Raw genomic sequence first — 18807 nt, 5'->3', positions numbered from 1 at the left:
CTCGGCGGTTTCTGAGCGATTATGCGCCTTCTCGCGCGCGGACCCGCGCAGGGCGGTCCTCCGTTGTCGACAGGGCTCTGACTCGGCGGCTAGCGGGTGGAGGCGGTGGGCTGCAGCTCGGCGAGGAGGATGCGATCGTCGCTGTGGGTCCACCACGCATGGCGGCGGAGCTCCAGGCCGGCCGGGGCCACGGCCTCCGCGAGCAGCTCAGGGGTGCGGAAGAGTTCATGGTGCGTCGGATACGGGGAGGCGGTGGCGCCATGGTGGCCCGCGCTCTGGCCCGCGCCCTGGCCGACCTGCGGCACGGCCGCTCCGGGAGGGCCTCCGTGCTGCGAAAGGTCGATGTCGCCGAACGTCGCCGTGACCACCCGCCCGCCCGGACGCAGCACGCGCACCCATTCCGCGATCGCCGCGCGGACGTCCGGGAACAGGTGGAGGCTCGTCGCGCATGTCACCAGGTCGAACTCCGCGTCGCCGAACGGCAGCACGGTGGCGTCGCCTTCGACGAGCGCGGCCCCGGGAAGCGCCGTGCGAGCGACCTCCAGCATCCCGTGGGAGAGGTCGATGCCGGTCAGGCGCAGGGAGGGGTCGCGGTCGTGCAGTGCGCGGAGCACGAGACCGGTCCCGGTGCCGACATCGAGCACATCGGACGCGCTCTGTCCCTCCTCGAGCGCGAACGCAGCGACCGCTGTGGCGAGCTGGCGGTGCATCGCGCTGCCGTCGTACTCGCCTGCGCGTCCGTCGAAGCGAGCGCGGACGGCGCTCAGGAGGTCATCGGTCATGGCGGGAGTGTACGCCGACTCGAATCCCTCCATGACCGCCCCCGCTCTGCTCGCCTTCGCGGGCACCATCGCGCTGAGCGTCGAACAGTAGTCATCGAGCAGGAACCTTCCGCGCCCGAGCGCCGTCTGCGGGGCCTCCTGGCGGCGGCCGAACATGTTCCACCTGGTGTACGGTTGTGCTGACATAAACACCAAGTTGTGGAGGACACGGATGCAAGTCGAGTACCCGCTTCCCGTGGACCTGTTCGACAGCCTGGACAAGGCGAGCCCCGTTCCCCTCTACTATCAGCTCGCGACGGCGCTGGAGCAGGCGATCCGCGACGAGCGGGTGCCTCCCGGGTCGCGCCTCGAGAACGAGATCTCGCTCGGCCACAGACTGGGCCTCTCGCGCCCGACTATCCGCCGCGCGCTGCAGGAGCTCGTCGACAAGGGCCTCCTGGTCCGCCGACGCGGCATCGGCACGCAGGTCGTCCACGGCCGGGTGACCCGCAACGTCGAGCTGACCAGCCTCTACGAAGACCTCGGTCAGTCGGGCCAGACGCCGAGCACGCGAGTGATCGCGTACGAGCTCGGCGCCGCCGACGAGACGGCCGCCACCGAGCTCGGCGTGACGGTCGGCGCCCCCGTGCTGCAGCTCACGCGTCTGCGCTCCGCCGACGGCGTCCCGCTCGCGGTGCTCGAGAACACTCTGCCGGAGGACTTCACCGACATCACGCGCGACGAGCTGGAGGTGCGCGGCCTCTACCAGCTGATGAAGGCGCGCGGCGTCTCCATCCGGGTCGCCAACCAGCGCATCGGCGCTCGCGCCGCCACCGCCGCCGAGGGCGAGCTGCTCGAGATCCGCAAGGGCTCCCCGCTGCTCACCATGTCGCGCACGGCGTTCGACAACTCCGGACGAGCCGTGGAGTACGGGCAGCACGTGTACCGCCCCGACCTCTACTCGTTCGAGCTCACCCTCGTCGACCGCTGATCGGCCTCACGCTCTCGCCGTCTCACGCTCTCGCCGTCTCACGCTCTCGCCGAGGGGCACGTTAACGCCCCTATCCGGCGATTTTAGGGGCGTTTGCGTGCCCCTCGGCGAGGCTTTCAGGCGTAGAAGTCGGGACGCGCGGCCGACTCGACCGTGACGGGACCGTCCTGGTCGAGCGCCCTCACGCCGGCCTCGCAGGCGAGAGCGACGAGGTAGCCGTCCCACGCGTTCGGCCCGGCGACGAGCGAGCCGTCGTGCACCGCGTCCACCCACGCCTGCACCTGTGCGTCGTAGGCGCGGGCGAACCGGGTCTTGAACGTGGTGTGCTCAGCGATCGAGAACGAGGCGTCCGCCCACCGCTGCAGCCCGGACGGTTGGCCGATGCGTGCGATGCCGGACTGGAACACGGCCTCCGTGCCGACCTGGTAGCCGAACCGCACGCTGACGTTCATCTCCACATCGACGAGGACCCCGTTCTGCAACTCGATGAGCACCAGGATGGGCTCGCGGAGGCGCTCCGGCCCCAGGTCGTTGCGACGCGGGTACTTGACCTCCACGCTGCGGACCGGCGAGCCGGCGAGCCACGGCATGACGTCGAACTCGTGCACCACCGAGTCGGTGATCAGCATCGACTGGGTGTAGCTGTCGGGCACCGACGGGTTGCGGTGAACGCCGCGCAGCATCAGCAGCTCCCCTGCGTCACCGCCCGCGATCAGCTTGCGCAGAGCGCGGTACTCGTCGTCGAAGCGTCGCATGAACCCGAGCTGGATGTGCGGCCGGTCGAGCTTCTGCTCGAGTTCCAGGATGCGCAGCGACGAGGCGCTGTCGGGCGTCAGCGGCTTCTCGCACAGGATCGGCAGACCGGCCTCCAACGCGGGCACCAGCACCGGCTCGTGGAACTGCCCCGGCGTCGCGATGATCACCGCATCGAGGGCGTCGGCGGCGCGGGCGTCCTCGATGCTCGCGAACGCCTGGGCGCCGGGAGCCGCAGCGGCAGCCGCCTCGGCGCGACCCGCGTCGGGCTCGACGATGGCCGACACGGTCGCGCCGCTGATCGTGCGCATGATGCGCTGGATGTGGTCGGCGCCCATCTGGCCGGCGCCGACGACGCCGACCCGGAGGTCCTGGGTGGAGGTGCTGCTCATGCGGTGTGGCTCGTTTCTGTGCGAGGTGGGGGCGGGTCGTCGGCCGTCAGCGCGACCGGGTCAGCGGGGTGCAGCCGAAGATGTGCTGGCGGGTGCGGGCGGCGATGCCGAGCGGCACCTCGATGTCGATGCCGGGCATGTCCTGCTCGACGATCGCGAAGATCTCGGGGTCGATCGCGGCGACGGCCTCGATGATCGGGGCGAAGTCCGGGATGCCGGCCGGCGGTTCGACCATCACGTCGATGGCGGCGTCGGCGAACGCCACGTCGTTCTTGAGCACCTCGAAGCGCAGCTCGGGGTCGATCTGCTTGAGATGCAGGTAGCCGATGCGCTCCGGGTGATCGTGGATGAGCGTGACGCTGTCGCCGCCGTAATAGGCGAAGTGGCCGGTGTCGAGGCACAGGTTCACGTAGCGCGGGTCGGTCTCGGCGAGCAGGCGCTCCACCTCGCGACAGGTGCCGACGTGCGAGTCGGCGTGCGAGTGGAACTGCTGACGCAGACCGTATTCCTCCAGCAGCATACGACCGAGGCGGTCGTGTCCGGCCGCCAGCGATTGCCACTGCTCGTCGGTCAGTGTGCGGGCCTCCAGCGTCTCGCCGGTGACGTCGGACCGCCAGAGGTCGGGGATGACGACGATGTGCTCACCGCCGACCGCTCGGGTCAGGGCGGCGACCTTCTCGACCTGCTCGACCGCCCGCTCCCACTGATCCGGTCCCTTGTGGAAACCGGTGAACACGGTGCCGCCGCTGATCCGCAGGTCGCGCTTCGCCAGCTCGTCGAGCAGCTGCGCCGGGTCGGTGGGGAGGTAGCCGTACGGTCCGAGCTCGATCCAGTGGTACCCGGCGGCCTGCACCTCGTCGAGGAAGCGATCCCACGGAGTCTGCCGCGGGTCGTCCGGGAACCAGACGCCCCACGAGTCGGGGGCTGTGCCGATCCGGAGGCCTGCGGTGTGCGCGCCTGACTCGGCGCCGGTGGAGGTTGCGGTGTCGGTCATCGTTGTCCTTCGTGCTAGTTGGCCTTCGTGGTGGTTCGGCGCGGCACGCTCAGCCGAGCAGCGGCCGCTGCTTCTTCTGCTGCTCGACGTACTCGGCGCGGGCGACGCGGGTGCTCTCCAGCTCGGAGACCTGCGCGACCGGCACGTCCCACCAGCCCTCACCGTCCGGGGCGTAGACGAACGGGTCGGAGTCGAGGTGGATGAGCGTGGAGGTGCTGCTCGCCTTGGCCGTCTTCACGGCCTCCTCGAGCCGTGCAGCGGCGTCCGGTCCGGGCGCCAGTTCGATCACGTCGATGCCGAAGCTTCGAGCGTTCGCGGCGAGGTCGACCGGGAGGAAGTCGCCGCGCTCGAAGTTGAGCTCGGCGTCGTCGCGGTAGCGGTACCGGGTGCCGTAGCGCTGCGAGCCCACGGTCTCCGAAAGGTGGCCGATGGAGGCGTAGCCGTGGTTCTGGATGAGCACGACGATGATCTTGATGCCCTCTGCGACCGCGGTGGCGAGCTCGGTGTGCAGCATCAAGTAGGAGCCGTCGCCGACCAGGACGATGACGTCGCGGTCGTCGCCGAGCGCCTCCAGCCCACGCTTGACGCCTATGCCGCCCGCAATCTCGTAGCCCATGCACGAGAAGGCGTATTCGACGTGATAGCCGAGCGGGTCGCGCACACGCCACAGCTTGTGGAGGTCGCCGGGGAGCGAGCCGGCCGCCTGCACGACGACGTCGCGAGGGTCGGAGGCGCGCTGAACAGCTCCGATCAGTGCTGGTTGTCCGATGAGGGCGACCTGGCCCGGCAGCTCGAGCGTCGTGGGCGCGAGCGCCTCGTCGGCGATCGCATCCCAGGCCGCCTTCTCAGCGGCGATTCGCGTCGCGTAGGCGGCCTCCACGAGGCGCCCGGGCAGGGCCTCGGTGAGCGCGGTCAGCGCCTCGCGGGCATCGGCGATCACCGGCAGCTGCGAGCCGTGCTTGTAGGCGTCGAACGATGCCACGTTGACGTTCAGGAACCGGACCTCGGGGTTCTGGAACACCGTGCGGCTGGCGGTCGTGAAGTCGCTGTACCGGGTGCCGATGCCGATCACGAGGTCGGCCTCGCCGGTGAGGCGGTTGGCAGCAGTGGTGCCGGTCGCCCCGACGCCGCCGAGGTACTGCGGGTGATCCCAATCGAGGGAGCCTCCGCCGGCCTGCGTGGTGCCGACGGGGATGCCGGTGGCCTCCACGAATGCCCGGAGGGCGTCCTCTGCGCCGGAGTAGAGCACTCCTCCTCCGGCCACGATCACCGGACGCTGCGCACTCCGGATCGCGTCGACAGCTGCGGCGAGCGCCCAGCCCTCGGGTGCCGGTCGGCGGATGTGCCACTCGCGCGGCGCGAGAAACTCCTCCGGCACGTCCAATGCCTCGGTCTGCACGTCCTCCGGCAGCGCGATCGTCACCGCACCGGTTTCCGCCGGGTCGGTCAGGACTCGCATCGCAGCGAGCGCGATCGAGAACAGCTGCTCGGGACGTTGCACGCGATCGAAGAACCGCGAGACCGGCCGGAAGGCGTCGGTGACCTGGATGCCGAGGTCGTGGGGGTGCTCGAGCTGCTGCAGCACCGGGTCGGCGACGCGGGTCGCGAACGTGTCCGCCGGCAGCAGCAGGGCCGGGAGGCGGTTGGCCGTGGCCAGGGCGGCGCCCGTGATCAGGTTGGCGGCACCGGGGCCGACGGAGGCGATCGACGCGAAAGTGGCCCGGCGGCGGTGGATGCGCGCGAAGCCGACGGCCTGGTGCACCATGGCCTGCTCGTTGCGGGCCTGGTAATACGGCATCAGCGCCGGATCGTGCACGTTCGCCTGCTTGAGCGCCTGGCCGAGACCGGCCACGTTGCCGTGACCGAAGATGCCGAACGTGCCAGGTACGGTGCGCTCGCGCACGTCGCCGTCGACGGTCCACTGGTTGGCGAGGAACTCGACGAGCGCCTGGGCCACCGTCATTCTGCGGGTCGTCATCGAGCGGCTCCTTGCGTGGTCGAAACGTAGGGAAGACGAGGGTCGGTCTCCTGGGAGGTCCAGGTGTCACGCAGCCAGGCCTGGCGCGGGTCGTCGCTGATCAGCCACGCCCGCTCCTCCCCCGGCCCGGCCATGACGTTGAGGTAGTAGAGGTCGTACTCGGGAGCCGCGACTGCCGGCCCGTGGTAGCCGAACGGCACCAGGGCGATATCGCCGGTGCGCACGAGCGCGTTGGTCTCGATGTCGCCGGCTGCGGAGCGGTAGCTGGCGAAGGTCCCGAAGGCGTCGGCGGTCTGCGGGGCGTTCGCGCCACGTACGGGGGCCGACTCGAAGTAGTAGATCTCTTCCAGCCGCGACTCGTGGCCCGGCACGTCCTCATCGTGCTTGTGGGCGGGGTGCGACGACCAGTTGCCGGCCGGCGTGATGACCTCGCAGACGATCAGCGACGCGGCGTCGAGCGTTCCGGGGGTGCCGAAGTTGTGCACCTGTCGGCTGTCGCGGCCCGCGCCGCGCAGTTCGACCGGCACCCGATCTTTGGCGAGGTAGACCGACGGCTTGCGGATGCGGGTCGGCGCCTCCGTCACGGCGATCCGGCCGAAGCCGGTGATCGTCAGCCCGTTGCCGGCGCCGATGAAGACCACGTCCGTCGGCCCGTCGAACACGCTCGACCGGCCGGCCAGGTGGGTCGTCGCCCCTTCGTGCTCGACCGCGAAGGCGCCGGCGAGCGGCACGACGATCCGCTCGACGTCACCCGCGGGCAGCTCGACAGTGTTGCCGGCGAGTTCCGCGACCCGCAGCCCCGTGTGCTGCCAGCCGTCGAGACGCGCGTCGACCACGGACTCCCACCAGCGATCGCTCAGCGAGCCGCGCGGAAAGAACCATTCGTTGTGCTCGGCCATGTGCGGTGTCCTCAGGTGTTCTGCGGGAAGCCGAGATCGATGCCGCGATTGTCGGACTCGTGCCGCGTCGCCGGGTCGAGCCAGCGGCTGGTGATCGCCTTCTCGCGCGTGAAGAAGTCGAAGCCGTGCACACCGTAGGCTTTGGCGTCGCCGAACAGTGAGGCCTTCCAGCCTCCGAACGAGTGGTAGGCCACCGGAACCGGGATCGGCACGTTGATGCCGATCATCCCGACCTGCACCTCGTTCTGGAACCGCCGTGCGGCGCCGCCGTCGTTGGTGAAGATCGCCGTGCCGTTGCCGAACTGACCGGAGTTGATCAGGTCGAGACCTTCCTCGAAGGTCTGCACCCGCACCACCGAGAGCACCGGACCGAAGATCTCCTCGCGGTAGGCGGCGGAGGTGGTCGGGATGTTGTCGATGAGGGTCGGGCCGAAGAAGAAGCCGTCTTCGCGGCCTTCGACCGTGAAGCCGCGACCGTCGACGACGATGTCCGCCCCGTCGGCCTCCGCGATGTCGACGTAGCCGGCGACCTTGTCGCGGTGCACGCCGGTGATCAGCGGACCCATGTCGGGCTCGCCCGCCTCGTCGCCCGCACCGTCGCCGACGCGGAGCTGGGCGATGCGCTCGGTGATCTTCGCGATCAGGTCATCCGCCACACGCCCGACCGCCAGCACGACCGAAACGGCCATGCAGCGCTCGCCAGCGGCGCCGTAGCCGGCGTTGACGGCCTGGTCGGCGACCAGGTCGAGGTCGGCGTCCGGCAGCACCAGCATGTGGTTCTTCGCTCCGCCGAGCGCCTGCACCCGCTTGCCGTTCTTCGAGGCCGTCTCGTAGATGTACTGCGCGATCGGGGTCGAGCCGACAAACGAGATCGACTGGACGATCGGGCTGTTCAGGAGGCCGTCGACGGCGAGCTTGTCGCCCTGCAGCACGGTGAAGACACCGTCTGGGAGGCCGGCCTCCTTCCACAACCGCGCAAGCCACAGCGCCGCCGACGGGTCCTTCTCGGACGGCTTGAGCACGACCGCGTTGCCCGCGGCGATCGCTACGGGGAAGAACCACATCGGCACCATCGCCGGGAAGTTGAAGGGCGAGATGATCCCCACGACACCGAGCGGCTGCTTGAGCGAGTAGACGTCGACGCCGGTCGAGGCGTTCTCGGAGTACGCGCCCTTGATCAGGTGCGGGAAACCGGTTGCCAGCTCCACGACCTCCTGGCCCCGGAGGATCTCGCCCATCGCGTCGGACAGCACCTTGCCGTGTTCGGCCGTGATGATCGCCGCCAGCTCGCCCTTGCGTGCGTTGAGCAGCTCTCGGAACGCGAACAGCACCGACTGGCGCTTGGCGATCGAGTACTGGCCCCACTCCTCGAACCCGCGCTGCGCGGATGCGATCGCCGCGTCGATCTCGGCCTGGTCCGCGAGGGCCACGTTCGTGGTCGGGACGCCGAGGGCCGGGTTGAAGACCGGCGCGGTGCGGCCGCTGCGCGACGGGTACTCCGCTCCGTCGATCCAGTGCGGGATGGTGGGCAACTCGCCTGCTGCGGCGCCGACGGTGGTGGTTTCGGTGGTGGTCATGGCCTTCCTTACCGGGATGGGAGCGTCTGAGTGATGGAGCGTCGGCCGGATCAGCGGCCGTGAACGAGGGAGGAGGCGATGTCGACCGCGTGGCCGACGTCGCCGTCTTTCGGGTAGAGAAGGGTGCGTCCGACGACGAGCCCGTGCACGCCGGGAAGCGCGAGCGCGGATTCCCAGGACGCGAACGTCTCCTCAGGCGCGGCCTCGGAGTCGCCGCCGAGCAGCAGCGTCGGCAGGGTGGTCGCCGCCATCACGCGCTCCATCTCGGGTACGACCGGCAGCTTGAGCCAGGTGTACGCCGACGACGCGCCGAGACCGGAAGCGATCGCGACCGACTGGATGACGGCGTCCGGCGTCAGATCGTTGAGGATCCGGCCGTCGTTCCAGCGGCTGAGGAACGGCTCCAGGAGGATCGGGAGGCGCGCCAGCGCTGCGGCGGTCACGGCGTTGGCCGTGGCCTCCAACGTGCGGGCGGTGCCGACGTCGTCGAGGTTGACGCGCAGGAGCAGCTTGGCGGCGTCGACGCCGTCGCGCACCATGGCGTCGACGTCGTAGCCGGTATAGCGGTCGTCCATCTCGAACACGGCGCCGCGCAGCCCGCCGCGGTTCATCGAGCCGACCGCGATCTTGTCGTCGAGCACGCCCAGCAGGGCCAGGTCGTCGATGATGTCGGGAGTGCCGAGCACCCCGTCGACGCCCGGGCGTGAGAGCGCGAGAGCGAGGCGCTGCAGGAGGTCGTACCGGTCGGCCATCGCGATCGGGTCGCCGCCGACGCCGAGCGCGCCGCGGGCCGGGTGATCGGCGGCCACGATGAACAGCCGGCCGTCGCCGCGCACGAGCGGGCGGCGGATGCGCGCGGCGAGCGCCATCTCGACGTCGCCCGGGCTGGAGTGCCGGCGGGCGCGAAGGCGGGCGAAGGCGTCCGCGTCGATGAGCGGTGTCGAACCTGCGATGAGATCAGCTGCGGACATTCTGGAGCTCCTTCAGCACGGCTTCGACCTCGTCGGTCGTCGGCATGGCGGTGGAGCACTCGCGGCGGGTGGCCACGATCGCTCCGGCGATGTTCGCGAAGCGGATGACCCGCTCGAGCGACCACTCTTGCAGCAGGCCGTAGCAGAGCGCCCCGCCGAAGCCGTCGCCGGCTCCGAGGCCATTGACGACCTCCACGAAGTACGGCGGCACCTCCACCGTCTCGTCTCGGGTCTTGGCGAGCACGCCGCGAGGTCCCTGCTTGACGATCGCGAGCTCGACGCCGCGCTCGAGCAGGGCATCGGCGGCGCGCAGCGGCTCGGTCTCACCGACCGCGATCTGGCACTCCTCACGGTTGCCGACCGCCACGGTGACTTGACCGAGCGCCTTCTCGACCTCTGCGGTGGCCGCGGCGCCGCTCGACCAGAACATGGGCCGGTAGTCGAGGTCGAGGACGGTCAGCGGCTGGCGGCCTCTGGCCTCCCACGCCACGTGGTGCGCGGTACGGCTGGGGTCGCGGGAGAGGCCGGTGACCGTCGACCAGTAGATGCGCGCGCGGCTGATCGCGTCGAGGTCGAGGTCTCCTCGCGTGATCGCGAGGTCGGGCGCGATCGGGTCGCGGTAGAAGTACAGCGGGAAGTCGTCCGGCGGGAAGATCTCGCAGAACGTCACCGGCGTCTTGAGGGTGCCGACGGTGCCGACGAAGCGGTCGTCGACGCCGAGCCGGCGCAGCTCGCGGTGGGCGTAGCGGCCGAAGGGGTCGTCGCCGGTCGCGGTGATCACCGCCGAACGGAGTCCGTGCCGAGCGGCGGCGATCGACACGTTGGTGGCGCTGCCGCCGAGGAATTTGCCGAACGTCTCGACGTCCTCCAGGCCCACGCCGTCTTGCAGCGGGTAGAGGTCGACCCCGATCCGCCCGATGGTGATCAGGTCGAACGGCGCCCCCTGCTCGAACTGCCGCAGAGCGGGGCTCTCGCTCGTCATGTCGTGGAACTCCTTCGTCGCGGTCGTCATGTTGTCGCTGCTCAAGCCTACACCTTATGTTCTATCAAACTGACAAGTCGCTTCGGCCGACATGAACAAACTTCATTCCACACGCCCTCTTGACAGGACAAACTATCAATCTGCCACAATCAGGGCAACCCCTTTCCATTCCGACCTTCGGAGGTCCCCATGCCGCTCGTTCGCATCGAACTCCAGGAGGGCCGCCCGTCGGCGGCCGTCCGTGCCATCGCCGACGCCGTCCACGAGGCGATCGTCTCGCAGTACGGCATTCCCGCACGCGACCGCTTCCAGATCGTCACAGAGCGCCCGGCCGGCTCGATCATCGCGGAGGACGCCGGGCTCGGCTTCGACCGCACCGACGGCGTCGTGGTCATCCAGATCTTCACGCAGCGCGGCAGGCAGACCGCCGCCAAGCAGAGCCTGTTCGCCGAGATCGCCCGGCAGCTCGGCGAGGTCGGGGTCGTCGGCGAGGACATCTTCATCGGCTACGTCGAGAACGGGCCGGAGGACTGGTCGTTCGGCTTCGGGAGGTCGCAGTACCTCACAGGCGAGCTCGCCGTTCCGAGCGCGGCGGTCGCCTGACACGTCCATCCCGCCGGGTCAGCGGCCGGCGACCAGCCAGTCGGCAAAGCTGAGCACCTGCGGATCGAGGGCCTTGGTCGCCGCGAAGTCGGCCTGGTAGGCCGGCAGCGTGGAGAACCAGCGGAACATCGACCCGCGGTCGTCGTCGAGCGCGTCGACCGGCAGCTCCGCGAAACGCGTCGGCACACCGGTCGCCGCACTGATCTGGGCGACGATCTGCTCGAACGTGAGCTCGTCGCCCGCGATCTCGACGGCCGTGCCCGCCGCTCCTTCGGGATCCGTCACAAGCGCGGCCACGACGCGGCCGATGTCGACGACGGCGACCAACTGCAGCGGCACCGTACCCGGCATCGGCATCCGCACGACCGCCTTGTCGGCACCGCTGGCAGGAAGCTGATACGCGAGGTTCTCCATGAAGAACACCGGCCGGACGAACGCGTGCGCGACGCCGCTCGCCTCCAAGGCCTCCTCGACCCGGCGCTTGCTCTCGAAGTGCGGGATGCCGGTCTCGCGCTCCGCACCGCCGACCGACGACTGCACGACGAACGGCACGCCCGCGTCGCGGGCGGCTTCCACGAGCGTGATGCCACGGCGGGTCTCTCCTCGCGGGCCGTCGGCTCCCGCGAACGTCGTCATCAGCGACAGCGCAGAGACGTCGTCGAGGGCGGCGCGGGTGGCGACCGGATCGTCGACGTCGGCCACCACGACCTCGACACCGCGCTCGGCGAGCGCCAGCGCCCGGTCGGAGCCTGCGTCGCGGGTGAGCGCGCGCACGGGCGCACCCCGCTCGAGCAGCGCGTTGACGACCGCGCCGCCCTGCTTGCCGGTCGCACCGACCACGGCGATCAGGTCTGACATCGTGGAGGACTCTGGAAATCGAACCAGACAGGTCGCCCCGATAGGCGAGTCCCCTCGGGACGCCATCAGCATACGCCGGTGAGCGCGCGGGCTCAGGGCAGGGCCGGGTAGCGATCTCGGTCCGCCGAGGGGCGACGTCAAGTGTCAGCGAGGAGGTCGGCGTAAACGCGCTGGGTCTCGGCGGTGGGGGAGACTCCGAGTTCGTCGCGCAGGGCCGACCGGAGGTCTCCGTAGACCGCGAGCGCTGCGCCGACATCCCCCTGCCGCTGCAGTGCACGCATGAGCACCTGGTGCCCGATCTCGCGCAGCGGTGCGAGCCCGACCAGCCGGCGGGCGGCGCGCACCGCCGCCGGAAGCTCCGTGCCGCCCATCTCCAGGGCCGCGACCGCGTACGCCTCCAGGGCGCGCACCAGGATGTCGGCGAGCTCCCGGCGGGCGTCGTCGATCCAGCCGGCGTCCTCCCCGGTCAGGAACTCCCGCTGGGCCACCAGCATCGCCCCGGTCGCCGGCCCCCAGGCAGCCGCCCAGTTCTGCAGTGCGACCTGCGACTCCGCCCGGTGCACGGCGCTCTCGGCCCACTCGGTGTCGACGTAGGCGTCGTCGCCGAGCACGATGCGCAGCGACGCCCTGCCCTCCAGCGCCGCCCCGCCCAGCAGGTGCCGGAGCTTGGAGACGAGCGGGTTCAATCCCGCCGCGTGCGGGTCGGCTGCTCCCGGCCAGACGGCCTCCCCGAGCTCCTCCCTGGTGCACGGACGATCCCGGTTGCGCACCAGATAGGCGAACAGCAGACGCCCTTGGCGACCGGGGAGGCCGTGCTCCAGCCGCACGCCGCCCCGTTCGATGCGCAGTGCACCGCAGAGCTGCACCCGCAACGGTGCACCGGACGCCAACGTCATGCCAACATTCTGCCAACGGGCTCCACGTAGAACTATGAGGGAGGACGAGATGACCAGGATCATCCGCTGCGAGTGCGGTTACGTCGCTCGCGGAGAGACCGACGCCGAGGTCGTCGACGACATCAGCGCTCACATGCGATCCGACCATCCTGCCCTCTTCCAGGCAGTCGCGCAGGAGGACCTGTTCGGCTGGATCCAGTTGGAGTGAGCCGCAAGGAGGCTGTCATGATCTCCACCACCATCCGGGCCGACGCGCCCGACCTCCGGGTCGCCGCCCCGCTCGTCGAGCCGGACTGGCTCGAATCCCACCTCGCCGATCCCGCCGTGCGGGTGATCGAGGTGGACGTGAACCGCACCGCGTACGACGCGGGGCACCTCCCGGGTGCGGTGCTCTGGAACCCCTACGCCGATCTCAAAGGCCCGGACTACCGGCCGGTCGGCGCCGCCGCCATCCGGACGCTGTTCGAACGGTCGGGGATCACGCCCGACCAGACCGTCGTGTTCTACGGGTACGCGCCGTCCCTCGGGTTCTGGCTGATGTCGCTCTACCGGCACCGGGACGTCCGCATCCTCGACGGCTCGCGCACCGTCTGGCACGAGGAGGGCCGCCCGTGGACGACGGACACGACGGCGGTCCCGCCGAGCAGCTATCCGCTTCCTACGCCCGACGACTCGCTTCGGGCGAGCGCGGAGGACGTGGGCGCCGCGATCGGGAGGCCCGGTACGACGATCGTCGATGCCCGCAGCGCCGGTGAGTACTCCGGCGAGCGCTTCTGGCCCTCGGGCACTCCCGAACCCACGGGTCGGGCCGGCCACGTGCCGTCGGCCGTCAACGTGGATGCCGTCGCGGTGTTCGACGAGCGCGGCCGGTTCGCCGACGCCGAGACCCTGGGGCGGATGTTCGGGCCGGCGGTCGCCCCGGACGCCGACGCGATCACCTACTGCACCATCGGCAACCGAGCCTCCGCCGAGTGGTTCGCGCTGCGCTATCTGCTCGGCCACGAACGCGTGCGCGTCTACGACGGCTCGTGGGCGGAGTGGGGTCACCTCCCGGCGGCGCCGATCTCGTGACGCGCGACGCCGAGGGACACGGTCAGCGGCCGTCCTTGCGGATCCAGCGGAAGGTCAGGCGGCACGCGATCAGGCCGGCGACGAGCCAGATCAGCAGTGCCACGGCGATCCAGCCGAGCTGCCAGCTGCCGCTCGGCTCCGCCGCCTCGAAGCTCGGCGGCAGGAAGACGCTGCGCATGCCCTGCGCTATCCACTTGAGCGGGAACAGGCTCGCGATGTTCTGCAGCCAGGTCGGCAGCAGGTTGAACGCGAGGTACACGCCGGAGATGAACTGCAGCACGAGCACGATCGGGATGATGACCGCCGTGGCGCTCTTGCCCGTGCGCGGCACGGCCGACAGTGCGATGCCGAGCACAGCGGAGGTGACGATGCCGAGCGCGTAGATCCACGCGAACCGCAGCCACAGCGCCGGGTCGGTCGGAAGCGCGACGCCGAACGCCACGCGGGCCATCAGCAGCAGCAAGCCGATCTGGAGGATGCTCGTCGAGATGACCTGGCCCATCTTGCCGAGAAAGTACGACACGACCGGCAGCGGGGTCCCGCCCAGCCGCTTCAACGTCCCGTCGCTCTTCTCCACCGCGATGTCGACGGCGAGGTTCTGCACACCGCTGAGGAGGATTCCCGCGGCGATCATCCCGGGCAGGTAGTACGCGGCCTGGGTGATCCCGCCGCTGCCGTCGGGCGCCGCACCGACCTTTCCGAGTCCCTGGAACGCGACGGAGAAGATCCCGAGCATGACGACCGGGAACAGGAAGGTGAAGAAGATCGTGTCCGACTGCCGGAAGTAGACGAGCACTTCGTAGCGGATGCGGGACCACCCCAGCGCGACGGCGGTCATGCCGCGACCTCCGCGGTGCCGACGCGCTCGTCGGCCGCCCGCACCAGCTCGAGGTAGATGTCCTCCAGGCTCGGCCGGATCACCTCCAGGTCACGCGGCTCGCCGCCCAGCTCGGCTGTGATCCGGGCGACCAGGGTGCCCGGCGCGTCGGTGCGCTCCTCGTGCGGCTCGCCCGGCGCGTCGCGCCAGCGGACGATGGGGACCCGTGCGGCCGATCCGCCGATCTCGTCGACGGCGCCGATGTCGAGCAGCGAGCCGTGGGCGATGACCGCCGCCCGATCGCTCAGCTGCGCCGCCTCGTCGAGGTAGTGGGTGGTGAGCAGGATGGTGGTCCCCTCCCGTTTGAGCGAGCGCACCAGCTCCCAGAACCGGTGCCGCGCCTCCGGGTCGAAGCCGGTGGTCGGCTCGTCGAGGAAGAGCAGCTCGGGCCGCCCGATCACGCCGAGCGCGACGTCCAGCCGGCGACGCTGGCCGCCGGAGAGGTTGCGGATGCGCGTCTTCGCCTTCTCCTCCAGCCCGACGGAGAGGATGACCTCCTCCACGTCGCGGCTGTGCGGGTAGTAGCGGGCGAACTGGGTGAGCTGCTCGCGCACGGTGACGTTCGCCGCCTCCGCCCCGGTCTGCAGCACGATCCCGAGCCGGGCCTTCCACGTGGTGCCCGCCTTGCCGGGGTCTTCGCCGAGAACGCTCACCTCGCCGCCGTCGCGGTCTCGGTACCCCTCGAGGATCTCGATCGTCGTGCTCTTGCCCGCGCCGTTCGGCCCGAGCAGGGCGAACGTCTCCCCGTCGGCGATCTCGAAGTCGACCCCACGCACCGCCTCGAACGACCCGTAGGACTTGCGGAGGCCGCGGACGACCACGGCCGGAGCACGCACACTCATCCCCATGCCCACATCATCCCGCGTGCGCCCGCCGAGGGGCACGTCAATGCCCCTATTCCGCGCGCTTGAGGGGCATTTACGTGCCCCTGGGCGGTCTGGGGAGGGTGAAATCTGAGGAAGTTCACATGAGAGCCCTCTCAGGTTAAGGCGGGGTTCACGCTGGGCCGCTGGGCTGTTGCGGGTCTCGAACGAAAGGACACCCTCCATGCCCTTGCTCACCCCACGACTCAGAACCGGCCTCGCGCTGACCGCGACCGCCGGCGTGCTCGCCGCAGCACTCGTGCCCGCGTCGGCGCTCGCGGCGACCTCCGACAACGGCGGCGCCGCCCGCAACCCCGACGACTCGACGACCGCGCTGCGGCAGTCGATCGTCTCCGGCCCGGCGAAGAACGTCATCCTCCTGATCGGCGACGGGATGGGCGACAGCGAGATCACCGTCGCCCGCAACTACCAGTACGGCGCAGCGGGCATGCTCCCGGGCATCGACGCCCTCCCGCTGACCGGGCAGTACACGACCTACTCGCTCCACAAGGACGGCCCGAACAAGGGCAAGCCGGACTACGTGCCCGACTCGGCCGCCACCGGCTCCGCGTGGGCCACCGGCACCAAGACGTACGACAACGGGGTCTCCGTCGACATCGACGGCACCCCGCACGCCACACTGCTCGAGCTCGCGCGCGCCAATGGGCTGCGCACCGGCAACGTGAGCACGGCCGAGATCCAGGATGCGACGCCCGCCGTCGAGGTCGCCCACGTCGGCGCCCGCTCCTGCTACGGGCCGGACAGCGCCTCCTGCGGCTTGGACGCCCTCGTGAACGGCGGCCTCGGCTCGATCAGCGAGCAACTGCTCGACGCGCGCGCCGACGTCACGCTCGGCGGCGGCTCCGCCTCCTTCGGCCAGACGGCCAAGGCGGGCGCGTGGAAGGACAAGACCCTCTTCGAGCAGGCGCAGGAGCGCGGCTACCAGCTCGTCGGCGACGCCGCCGGACTGGCGGGCGTCACCGGGGCGAACCAGCAGAAGCCGCTCCTCGGCCTGTTCACGCCAGGCAACTTCCCCACCCGGTACTCCTCCACGACGGCGACCGTGGGCGGCGCCGACGCGGCGCCGGTCACCTGCACGCCCAACCCCGGCCGGCTGTCGACGGACCTCTCGCTGGCCTCCCTCACCGACAAGGCGATCTCGCTGCTCGACAAGCCGGGAGGCTCCGGCTTCTTCCTGCAGGTGGAGGGCGCGAGCATCGACAAGCGCGACCACTCCGCCGACGCGTGCGGCCAGATCGGCGAGACCGTCGACCTCGACGAGGCCGTGCAGGCCGCCCTCGCCTTCGCGAAGAAGGACGGCAACACCCTGGTCATCGTCACCGCCGACCACGCGCACACCAGCCAGATCGTCGACAGCACGCCGCCCGCGACGCTCAGCACCGCGCTGACCACCGCGGACGGAACCGTCATGAAGGTCGCCTACGGCACCGGGGCGGCCGGAGGCTCGCAGCAGCACACCGGCGCCCAGCTGCGCATCGCCGGCTACGGCCCGGGAGCGGCCGACGTGGTCGGGCTGACCGACCAGACCGACACGTTCTTCACGATCGCTCGCGCCCTCCAGCTCGAGCGCAGCTACGCCGCGCTCAGCGCCCGCGCCTCCGTCAGCCTCAGCGCCACCTCCGTGAAGCCCGGCGACCCGATCTCGGTGGCCCTCGGGGGCTTCAACGGCGACCGTCAGGCCACGGGTGTGGTGAAGTCCGACCCGGTCGACCTCCCGCGCACCGACGTGATCTCGGGGGCGGCCACCATCGCGGCCGTCGCGCCGACCGACCTGGGCAGCCACACGATCACCATCACGGGCACCCAGAGCGGTGCGACCGCGACGGTGGCGTTCGAGGTCACCGCGGACGGCAAGCCGTCGGGCAACCTCACCGGGGCCGGCGGCTCGGGCTCGGGCTCCGGCTCCGGCTCCGCGGCGGGCGGCTCGCTCGCCTCGACCGGCTCCGTCATCGCACCGATCATCGTGATCGTCGCCCTGGCGCTGATCCTCGCCGGCTACCTCCTGCTGGGGCGGCGCCGTCGCCTGGGCGGCCTGGCCCAGTAGCGCTTCACGCGAGACGCGCCCACCCGGACCGGGTGGGCGCGCCTTCGCGCTATCGAAGGGTGACAACGTGTCACCTCTCGGCGCGAGAGGCGACAACTTGTCACGTTTCGGAGGGGGTCGGCGGTCGCGCAGCCGCTCGGTCGGGAGCGGCGGGCGGTGGACCTACCGAAGATACGACGCGTCCGGTCCGGTCTCCCCGGTGTTCTCGCGCGGCACGTCGCGCAGCTCGCTGAGCTCGGCCACCGCGCTCTCGATCGCGTCGAGCGCGAGCCGCAACGGCTCCACCCAGGCATCGGCCGCGACGGCGGTCGCTCCGGCCGCCGCGGCCAGCTTCGCGCGTGCCGTGCGGATGGCCTCCTCAACCGTCTCCAGATTGTCCATGTCCGTATTCTCGCCCCGCCGATGTCGACCGTCGAGGGGCACGTCATTGCCCCTATTCGCGCGTTTTGAGGGCGTTAACGTGCCCCTCGGCGAGCTGGGCGGGGCTGTGGCGCGCCAGGAAGAGCCAGAGGGTGTCGCGTGTGAAGGACTCAAGGAGGAGGGCGAGGGCCACACCGACCAGCACGCCGTCGATGCCGGGCTGGAGGCCGCTCGCCGCGACCGCCAGCGCGATGCCCGCGTACGCGGTCACCACCTTGCGCCAGTAGCGGTACGGCAGCGTCGCCCGCATCCACGGCAGCACCCAGCCGGCCACGACGAACAGATAGCGCAGCGCGCCGATCGCGATCACCCAGAACCCCAGCGCGGGCGCGACGTACACGCTCAGCACAATCAGCAGGAACGCGTCCACCTCCATGTCGAACCGCGCGCCGAGCTCGCTCGTTGATCCAGTACGGCGGGCGACCCACCCGTCCACGGCGTCGAGGGCGAGTGCAGGGACCACCAGGCCCACCAGCAGCACGACGGGGATCGGATCGGTGAACGATGCCACCACGAGCCCGGCGATCACCCCGACCAGGGCGGAGCGCATCGACGTCACCATGTTCGCCGGCCCGAACCGCTCCGAGCGCCGGCGCTGGAGGCCGAGCACGAGCAGCGCGTTCGAGACGGCCAGATAGGCCATGACGGCGAGCCAGCCGGAGGCCGGCAGCGGCGTCATCCACCACACCAGTTCGAGCACGCAGGCGAGCAGCACGACCATGGCGCCCGCACCGGCCCAGCCGATGGCCGCGAGTTGAACCCTTTTCACGTGCGCCTCGTGTCTCGTCTGTAAAGGCCGCCACTGTCAACCCTTGTGTCGACCGGCCTTGTGTTAACACGCTGCACGTGGACGGAT

At 70.4% G+C, this 18807-nt stretch carries 19 protein-coding genes; 5 read left to right on the top strand and 14 right to left on the bottom strand.

The features are described from left to right. Positions 1-89: 89 nt before the first annotated feature. Positions 90-782, bottom strand: a complete 693-nt coding sequence (locus tag ACPPVW_RS09225; protein WP_426626184.1) for a class I SAM-dependent methyltransferase — start codon at positions 780-782, stop codon at positions 90-92. Positions 783-993: 211 nt separating this feature from the next. Here ACPPVW_RS09225 and ACPPVW_RS09220 point away from each other — a divergent pair, with 211 nt between their 5' ends. After that, positions 994-1752 (top strand): GntR family transcriptional regulator, encoded by a 759-nt coding sequence (locus ACPPVW_RS09220; protein WP_426626183.1) that lies wholly within the window; start codon positions 994-996, stop codon positions 1750-1752. A 116-nt stretch (positions 1753-1868) separates the two neighbouring features. Here the strand turns inward: ACPPVW_RS09220 and ACPPVW_RS09215 are convergent, their stop codons facing one another. From ACPPVW_RS09215 to iolC, 7 genes are read right to left on the bottom strand one after another with little or no spacing between them, the layout of a single operon-like run. Next, positions 1869-2897: a Gfo/Idh/MocA family protein gene (locus ACPPVW_RS09215; protein ID WP_426626182.1), complete on the bottom strand. Its 1029-nt coding sequence runs from the start codon at positions 2895-2897 to the stop codon at positions 1869-1871. A gap of 46 nt (positions 2898-2943) precedes the next feature. Further along, a complete protein-coding gene (locus tag ACPPVW_RS09210) occupies positions 2944-3891 on the bottom strand; it encodes a sugar phosphate isomerase/epimerase family protein (protein ID WP_426626181.1) in 948 nt (315 codons plus the stop codon). A 49-nt stretch (positions 3892-3940) separates the two neighbouring features. Beyond that, positions 3941-5869, bottom strand: a complete 1929-nt coding sequence (iolD, locus tag ACPPVW_RS09205) for a 3D-(3,5/4)-trihydroxycyclohexane-1,2-dione acylhydrolase (decyclizing) (RefSeq protein ID WP_426626180.1) — start codon at positions 5867-5869, stop codon at positions 3941-3943. Further along, complete coding sequence (iolB, locus tag ACPPVW_RS09200) at positions 5866-6768, bottom strand: 5-deoxy-glucuronate isomerase (RefSeq protein ID WP_426626179.1); 903 nt, start codon at positions 6766-6768, stop codon at positions 5866-5868. The genes iolD and iolB overlap by 4 nt, the downstream gene beginning before the upstream one ends. An 11-nt stretch (positions 6769-6779) precedes the next feature. Further along, a complete protein-coding gene (locus tag ACPPVW_RS09195; RefSeq protein WP_426626178.1) occupies positions 6780-8345 on the bottom strand; it encodes a CoA-acylating methylmalonate-semialdehyde dehydrogenase in 1566 nt (521 codons plus the stop codon). A 50-nt stretch (positions 8346-8395) separates the two neighbouring features. Beyond that, positions 8396-9316 (bottom strand): class I fructose-bisphosphate aldolase, encoded by a 921-nt coding sequence (locus ACPPVW_RS09190; protein ID WP_426626177.1) that lies wholly within the window; start codon positions 9314-9316, stop codon positions 8396-8398. Next, complete coding sequence (gene iolC / locus ACPPVW_RS09185) at positions 9303-10298, bottom strand: 5-dehydro-2-deoxygluconokinase (RefSeq protein ID WP_426626277.1); 996 nt, start codon at positions 10296-10298, stop codon at positions 9303-9305. Before iolC ends, ACPPVW_RS09190 begins: the two co-directional genes overlap by 14 nt. A gap of 189 nt (positions 10299-10487) precedes the next feature. Here iolC and ACPPVW_RS09180 point away from each other — a divergent pair, with 189 nt between their 5' ends. Beyond that, on the top strand, positions 10488-10901 hold the full coding sequence (locus ACPPVW_RS09180) for a tautomerase family protein (protein WP_426626176.1): 414 nt from the start codon (positions 10488-10490) through the stop codon (positions 10899-10901). 18 nt (positions 10902-10919) lie between these two features. Here ACPPVW_RS09180 and ACPPVW_RS09175 read toward each other — a convergent pair whose 3' ends face one another. Further along, positions 10920-11759 (bottom strand): NmrA/HSCARG family protein, encoded by an 840-nt coding sequence (locus ACPPVW_RS09175; RefSeq protein ID WP_426626175.1) that lies wholly within the window; start codon positions 11757-11759, stop codon positions 10920-10922. Positions 11760-11896: 137 nt separating this feature from the next. Then, positions 11897-12655 carry an AfsR/SARP family transcriptional regulator gene (locus ACPPVW_RS09170; protein WP_426626174.1) on the bottom strand — a complete coding sequence of 253 codons (759 nt, stop codon included), beginning with the start codon at positions 12653-12655 and terminating at the stop codon, positions 11897-11899. 49 nt (positions 12656-12704) lie between these two features. Here ACPPVW_RS09170 and ACPPVW_RS09165 point away from each other — a divergent pair, with 49 nt between their 5' ends. Both ACPPVW_RS09165 and ACPPVW_RS09160 read left to right on the top strand, forming a co-directional pair. Further along, positions 12705-12863: a DUF1059 domain-containing protein gene (locus ACPPVW_RS09165; protein WP_426626173.1), complete on the top strand. Its 159-nt coding sequence runs from the start codon at positions 12705-12707 to the stop codon at positions 12861-12863. A 17-nt stretch (positions 12864-12880) separates the two neighbouring features. Next, positions 12881-13726, top strand: a complete 846-nt coding sequence (locus tag ACPPVW_RS09160) for a sulfurtransferase (protein ID WP_426626172.1) — start codon at positions 12881-12883, stop codon at positions 13724-13726. Between the two features lie 22 nt (positions 13727-13748). Here ACPPVW_RS09160 and ACPPVW_RS09155 read toward each other — a convergent pair whose 3' ends face one another. Both ACPPVW_RS09155 and ACPPVW_RS09150 read right to left on the bottom strand, forming a co-directional pair. Beyond that, entirely contained in the window at positions 13749-14564 is an 816-nt protein-coding gene (locus ACPPVW_RS09155) for an ABC transporter permease (protein WP_426626171.1), read from the bottom strand. Next, on the bottom strand, positions 14561-15445 hold the full coding sequence (locus tag ACPPVW_RS09150; RefSeq protein WP_426626276.1) for an ABC transporter ATP-binding protein: 885 nt from the start codon (positions 15443-15445) through the stop codon (positions 14561-14563). Before ACPPVW_RS09150 ends, ACPPVW_RS09155 begins: the two co-directional genes overlap by 4 nt. 205 nt (positions 15446-15650) lie before the next feature. On the opposite strand from ACPPVW_RS09150, the gene phoA reads away from it, so the two are divergent. Further along, positions 15651-17531: an alkaline phosphatase gene (gene phoA, locus ACPPVW_RS09145; protein WP_426626170.1), complete on the top strand. Its 1881-nt coding sequence runs from the start codon at positions 15651-15653 to the stop codon at positions 17529-17531. Between the two features lie 162 nt (positions 17532-17693). Here the strand turns inward: phoA and ACPPVW_RS09140 are convergent, their stop codons facing one another. Together ACPPVW_RS09140 and ACPPVW_RS09135 are read right to left on the bottom strand one after the other, a co-directional pair. Beyond that, on the bottom strand, positions 17694-17912 hold the full coding sequence (locus tag ACPPVW_RS09140) for a hypothetical protein (protein WP_426626169.1): 219 nt from the start codon (positions 17910-17912) through the stop codon (positions 17694-17696). A 52-nt stretch (positions 17913-17964) separates the two neighbouring features. Further along, positions 17965-18720 (bottom strand): CDP-alcohol phosphatidyltransferase family protein, encoded by a 756-nt coding sequence (locus ACPPVW_RS09135; RefSeq protein ID WP_426626168.1) that lies wholly within the window; start codon positions 18718-18720, stop codon positions 17965-17967. Between the last annotated feature and the right edge of the window lie 87 nt (positions 18721-18807).

Source organism: Leifsonia sp. McL0607, assembly GCF_049993355.1.
In the GTDB taxonomy this organism is placed as follows: domain Bacteria; phylum Actinomycetota; class Actinomycetes; order Actinomycetales; family Microbacteriaceae; genus Leifsonia.
This window is presented reverse-complemented; position numbering and strand designations above follow the sequence as displayed.

Bases quoted from the DNA above. Each gene is read 5' to 3' on its own strand.
- ACPPVW_RS09225 (WP_426626184.1), bottom strand. From the start codon at position 782: ATGACCGATGACCTCCTGAGCGCCGTCCGCGCTCGCTTCGACGGACGC.
- ACPPVW_RS09220 (WP_426626183.1), top strand. From the start codon at position 994: ATGCAAGTCGAGTACCCGCTTCCCGTGGACCTGTTCGACAGCCTGGAC.
- ACPPVW_RS09215 (WP_426626182.1), bottom strand. From the start codon at position 2,897: ATGAGCAGCACCTCCACCCAGGACCTCCGGGTCGGCGTCGTCGGCGCC.
- ACPPVW_RS09210 (WP_426626181.1), bottom strand. From the start codon at position 3,891: ATGACCGACACCGCAACCTCCACCGGCGCCGAGTCAGGCGCGCACACC.
- iolD (WP_426626180.1), bottom strand. From the start codon at position 5,869: ATGACGACCCGCAGAATGACGGTGGCCCAGGCGCTCGTCGAGTTCCTC.
- iolB (WP_426626179.1), bottom strand. From the start codon at position 6,768: ATGGCCGAGCACAACGAATGGTTCTTTCCGCGCGGCTCGCTGAGCGAT.
- ACPPVW_RS09195 (WP_426626178.1), bottom strand. From the start codon at position 8,345: ATGACCACCACCGAAACCACCACCGTCGGCGCCGCAGCAGGCGAGTTG.
- ACPPVW_RS09190 (WP_426626177.1), bottom strand. From the start codon at position 9,316: ATGTCCGCAGCTGATCTCATCGCAGGTTCGACACCGCTCATCGACGCG.
- iolC (WP_426626277.1), bottom strand. From the start codon at position 10,298: ATGACGAGCGAGAGCCCCGCTCTGCGGCAGTTCGAGCAGGGGGCGCCG.
- ACPPVW_RS09180 (WP_426626176.1), top strand. From the start codon at position 10,488: ATGCCGCTCGTTCGCATCGAACTCCAGGAGGGCCGCCCGTCGGCGGCC.
- ACPPVW_RS09175 (WP_426626175.1), bottom strand. From the start codon at position 11,759: ATGTCAGACCTGATCGCCGTGGTCGGTGCGACCGGCAAGCAGGGCGGC.
- ACPPVW_RS09170 (WP_426626174.1), bottom strand. From the start codon at position 12,655: ATGACGTTGGCGTCCGGTGCACCGTTGCGGGTGCAGCTCTGCGGTGCA.
- ACPPVW_RS09165 (WP_426626173.1), top strand. From the start codon at position 12,705: ATGACCAGGATCATCCGCTGCGAGTGCGGTTACGTCGCTCGCGGAGAG.
- ACPPVW_RS09160 (WP_426626172.1), top strand. From the start codon at position 12,881: ATGATCTCCACCACCATCCGGGCCGACGCGCCCGACCTCCGGGTCGCC.
- ACPPVW_RS09155 (WP_426626171.1), bottom strand. From the start codon at position 14,564: ATGACCGCCGTCGCGCTGGGGTGGTCCCGCATCCGCTACGAAGTGCTC.
- ACPPVW_RS09150 (WP_426626276.1), bottom strand. From the start codon at position 15,445: ATGAGTGTGCGTGCTCCGGCCGTGGTCGTCCGCGGCCTCCGCAAGTCC.
- phoA (WP_426626170.1), top strand. From the start codon at position 15,651: ATGCCCTTGCTCACCCCACGACTCAGAACCGGCCTCGCGCTGACCGCG.
- ACPPVW_RS09140 (WP_426626169.1), bottom strand. From the start codon at position 17,912: ATGGACAATCTGGAGACGGTTGAGGAGGCCATCCGCACGGCACGCGCG.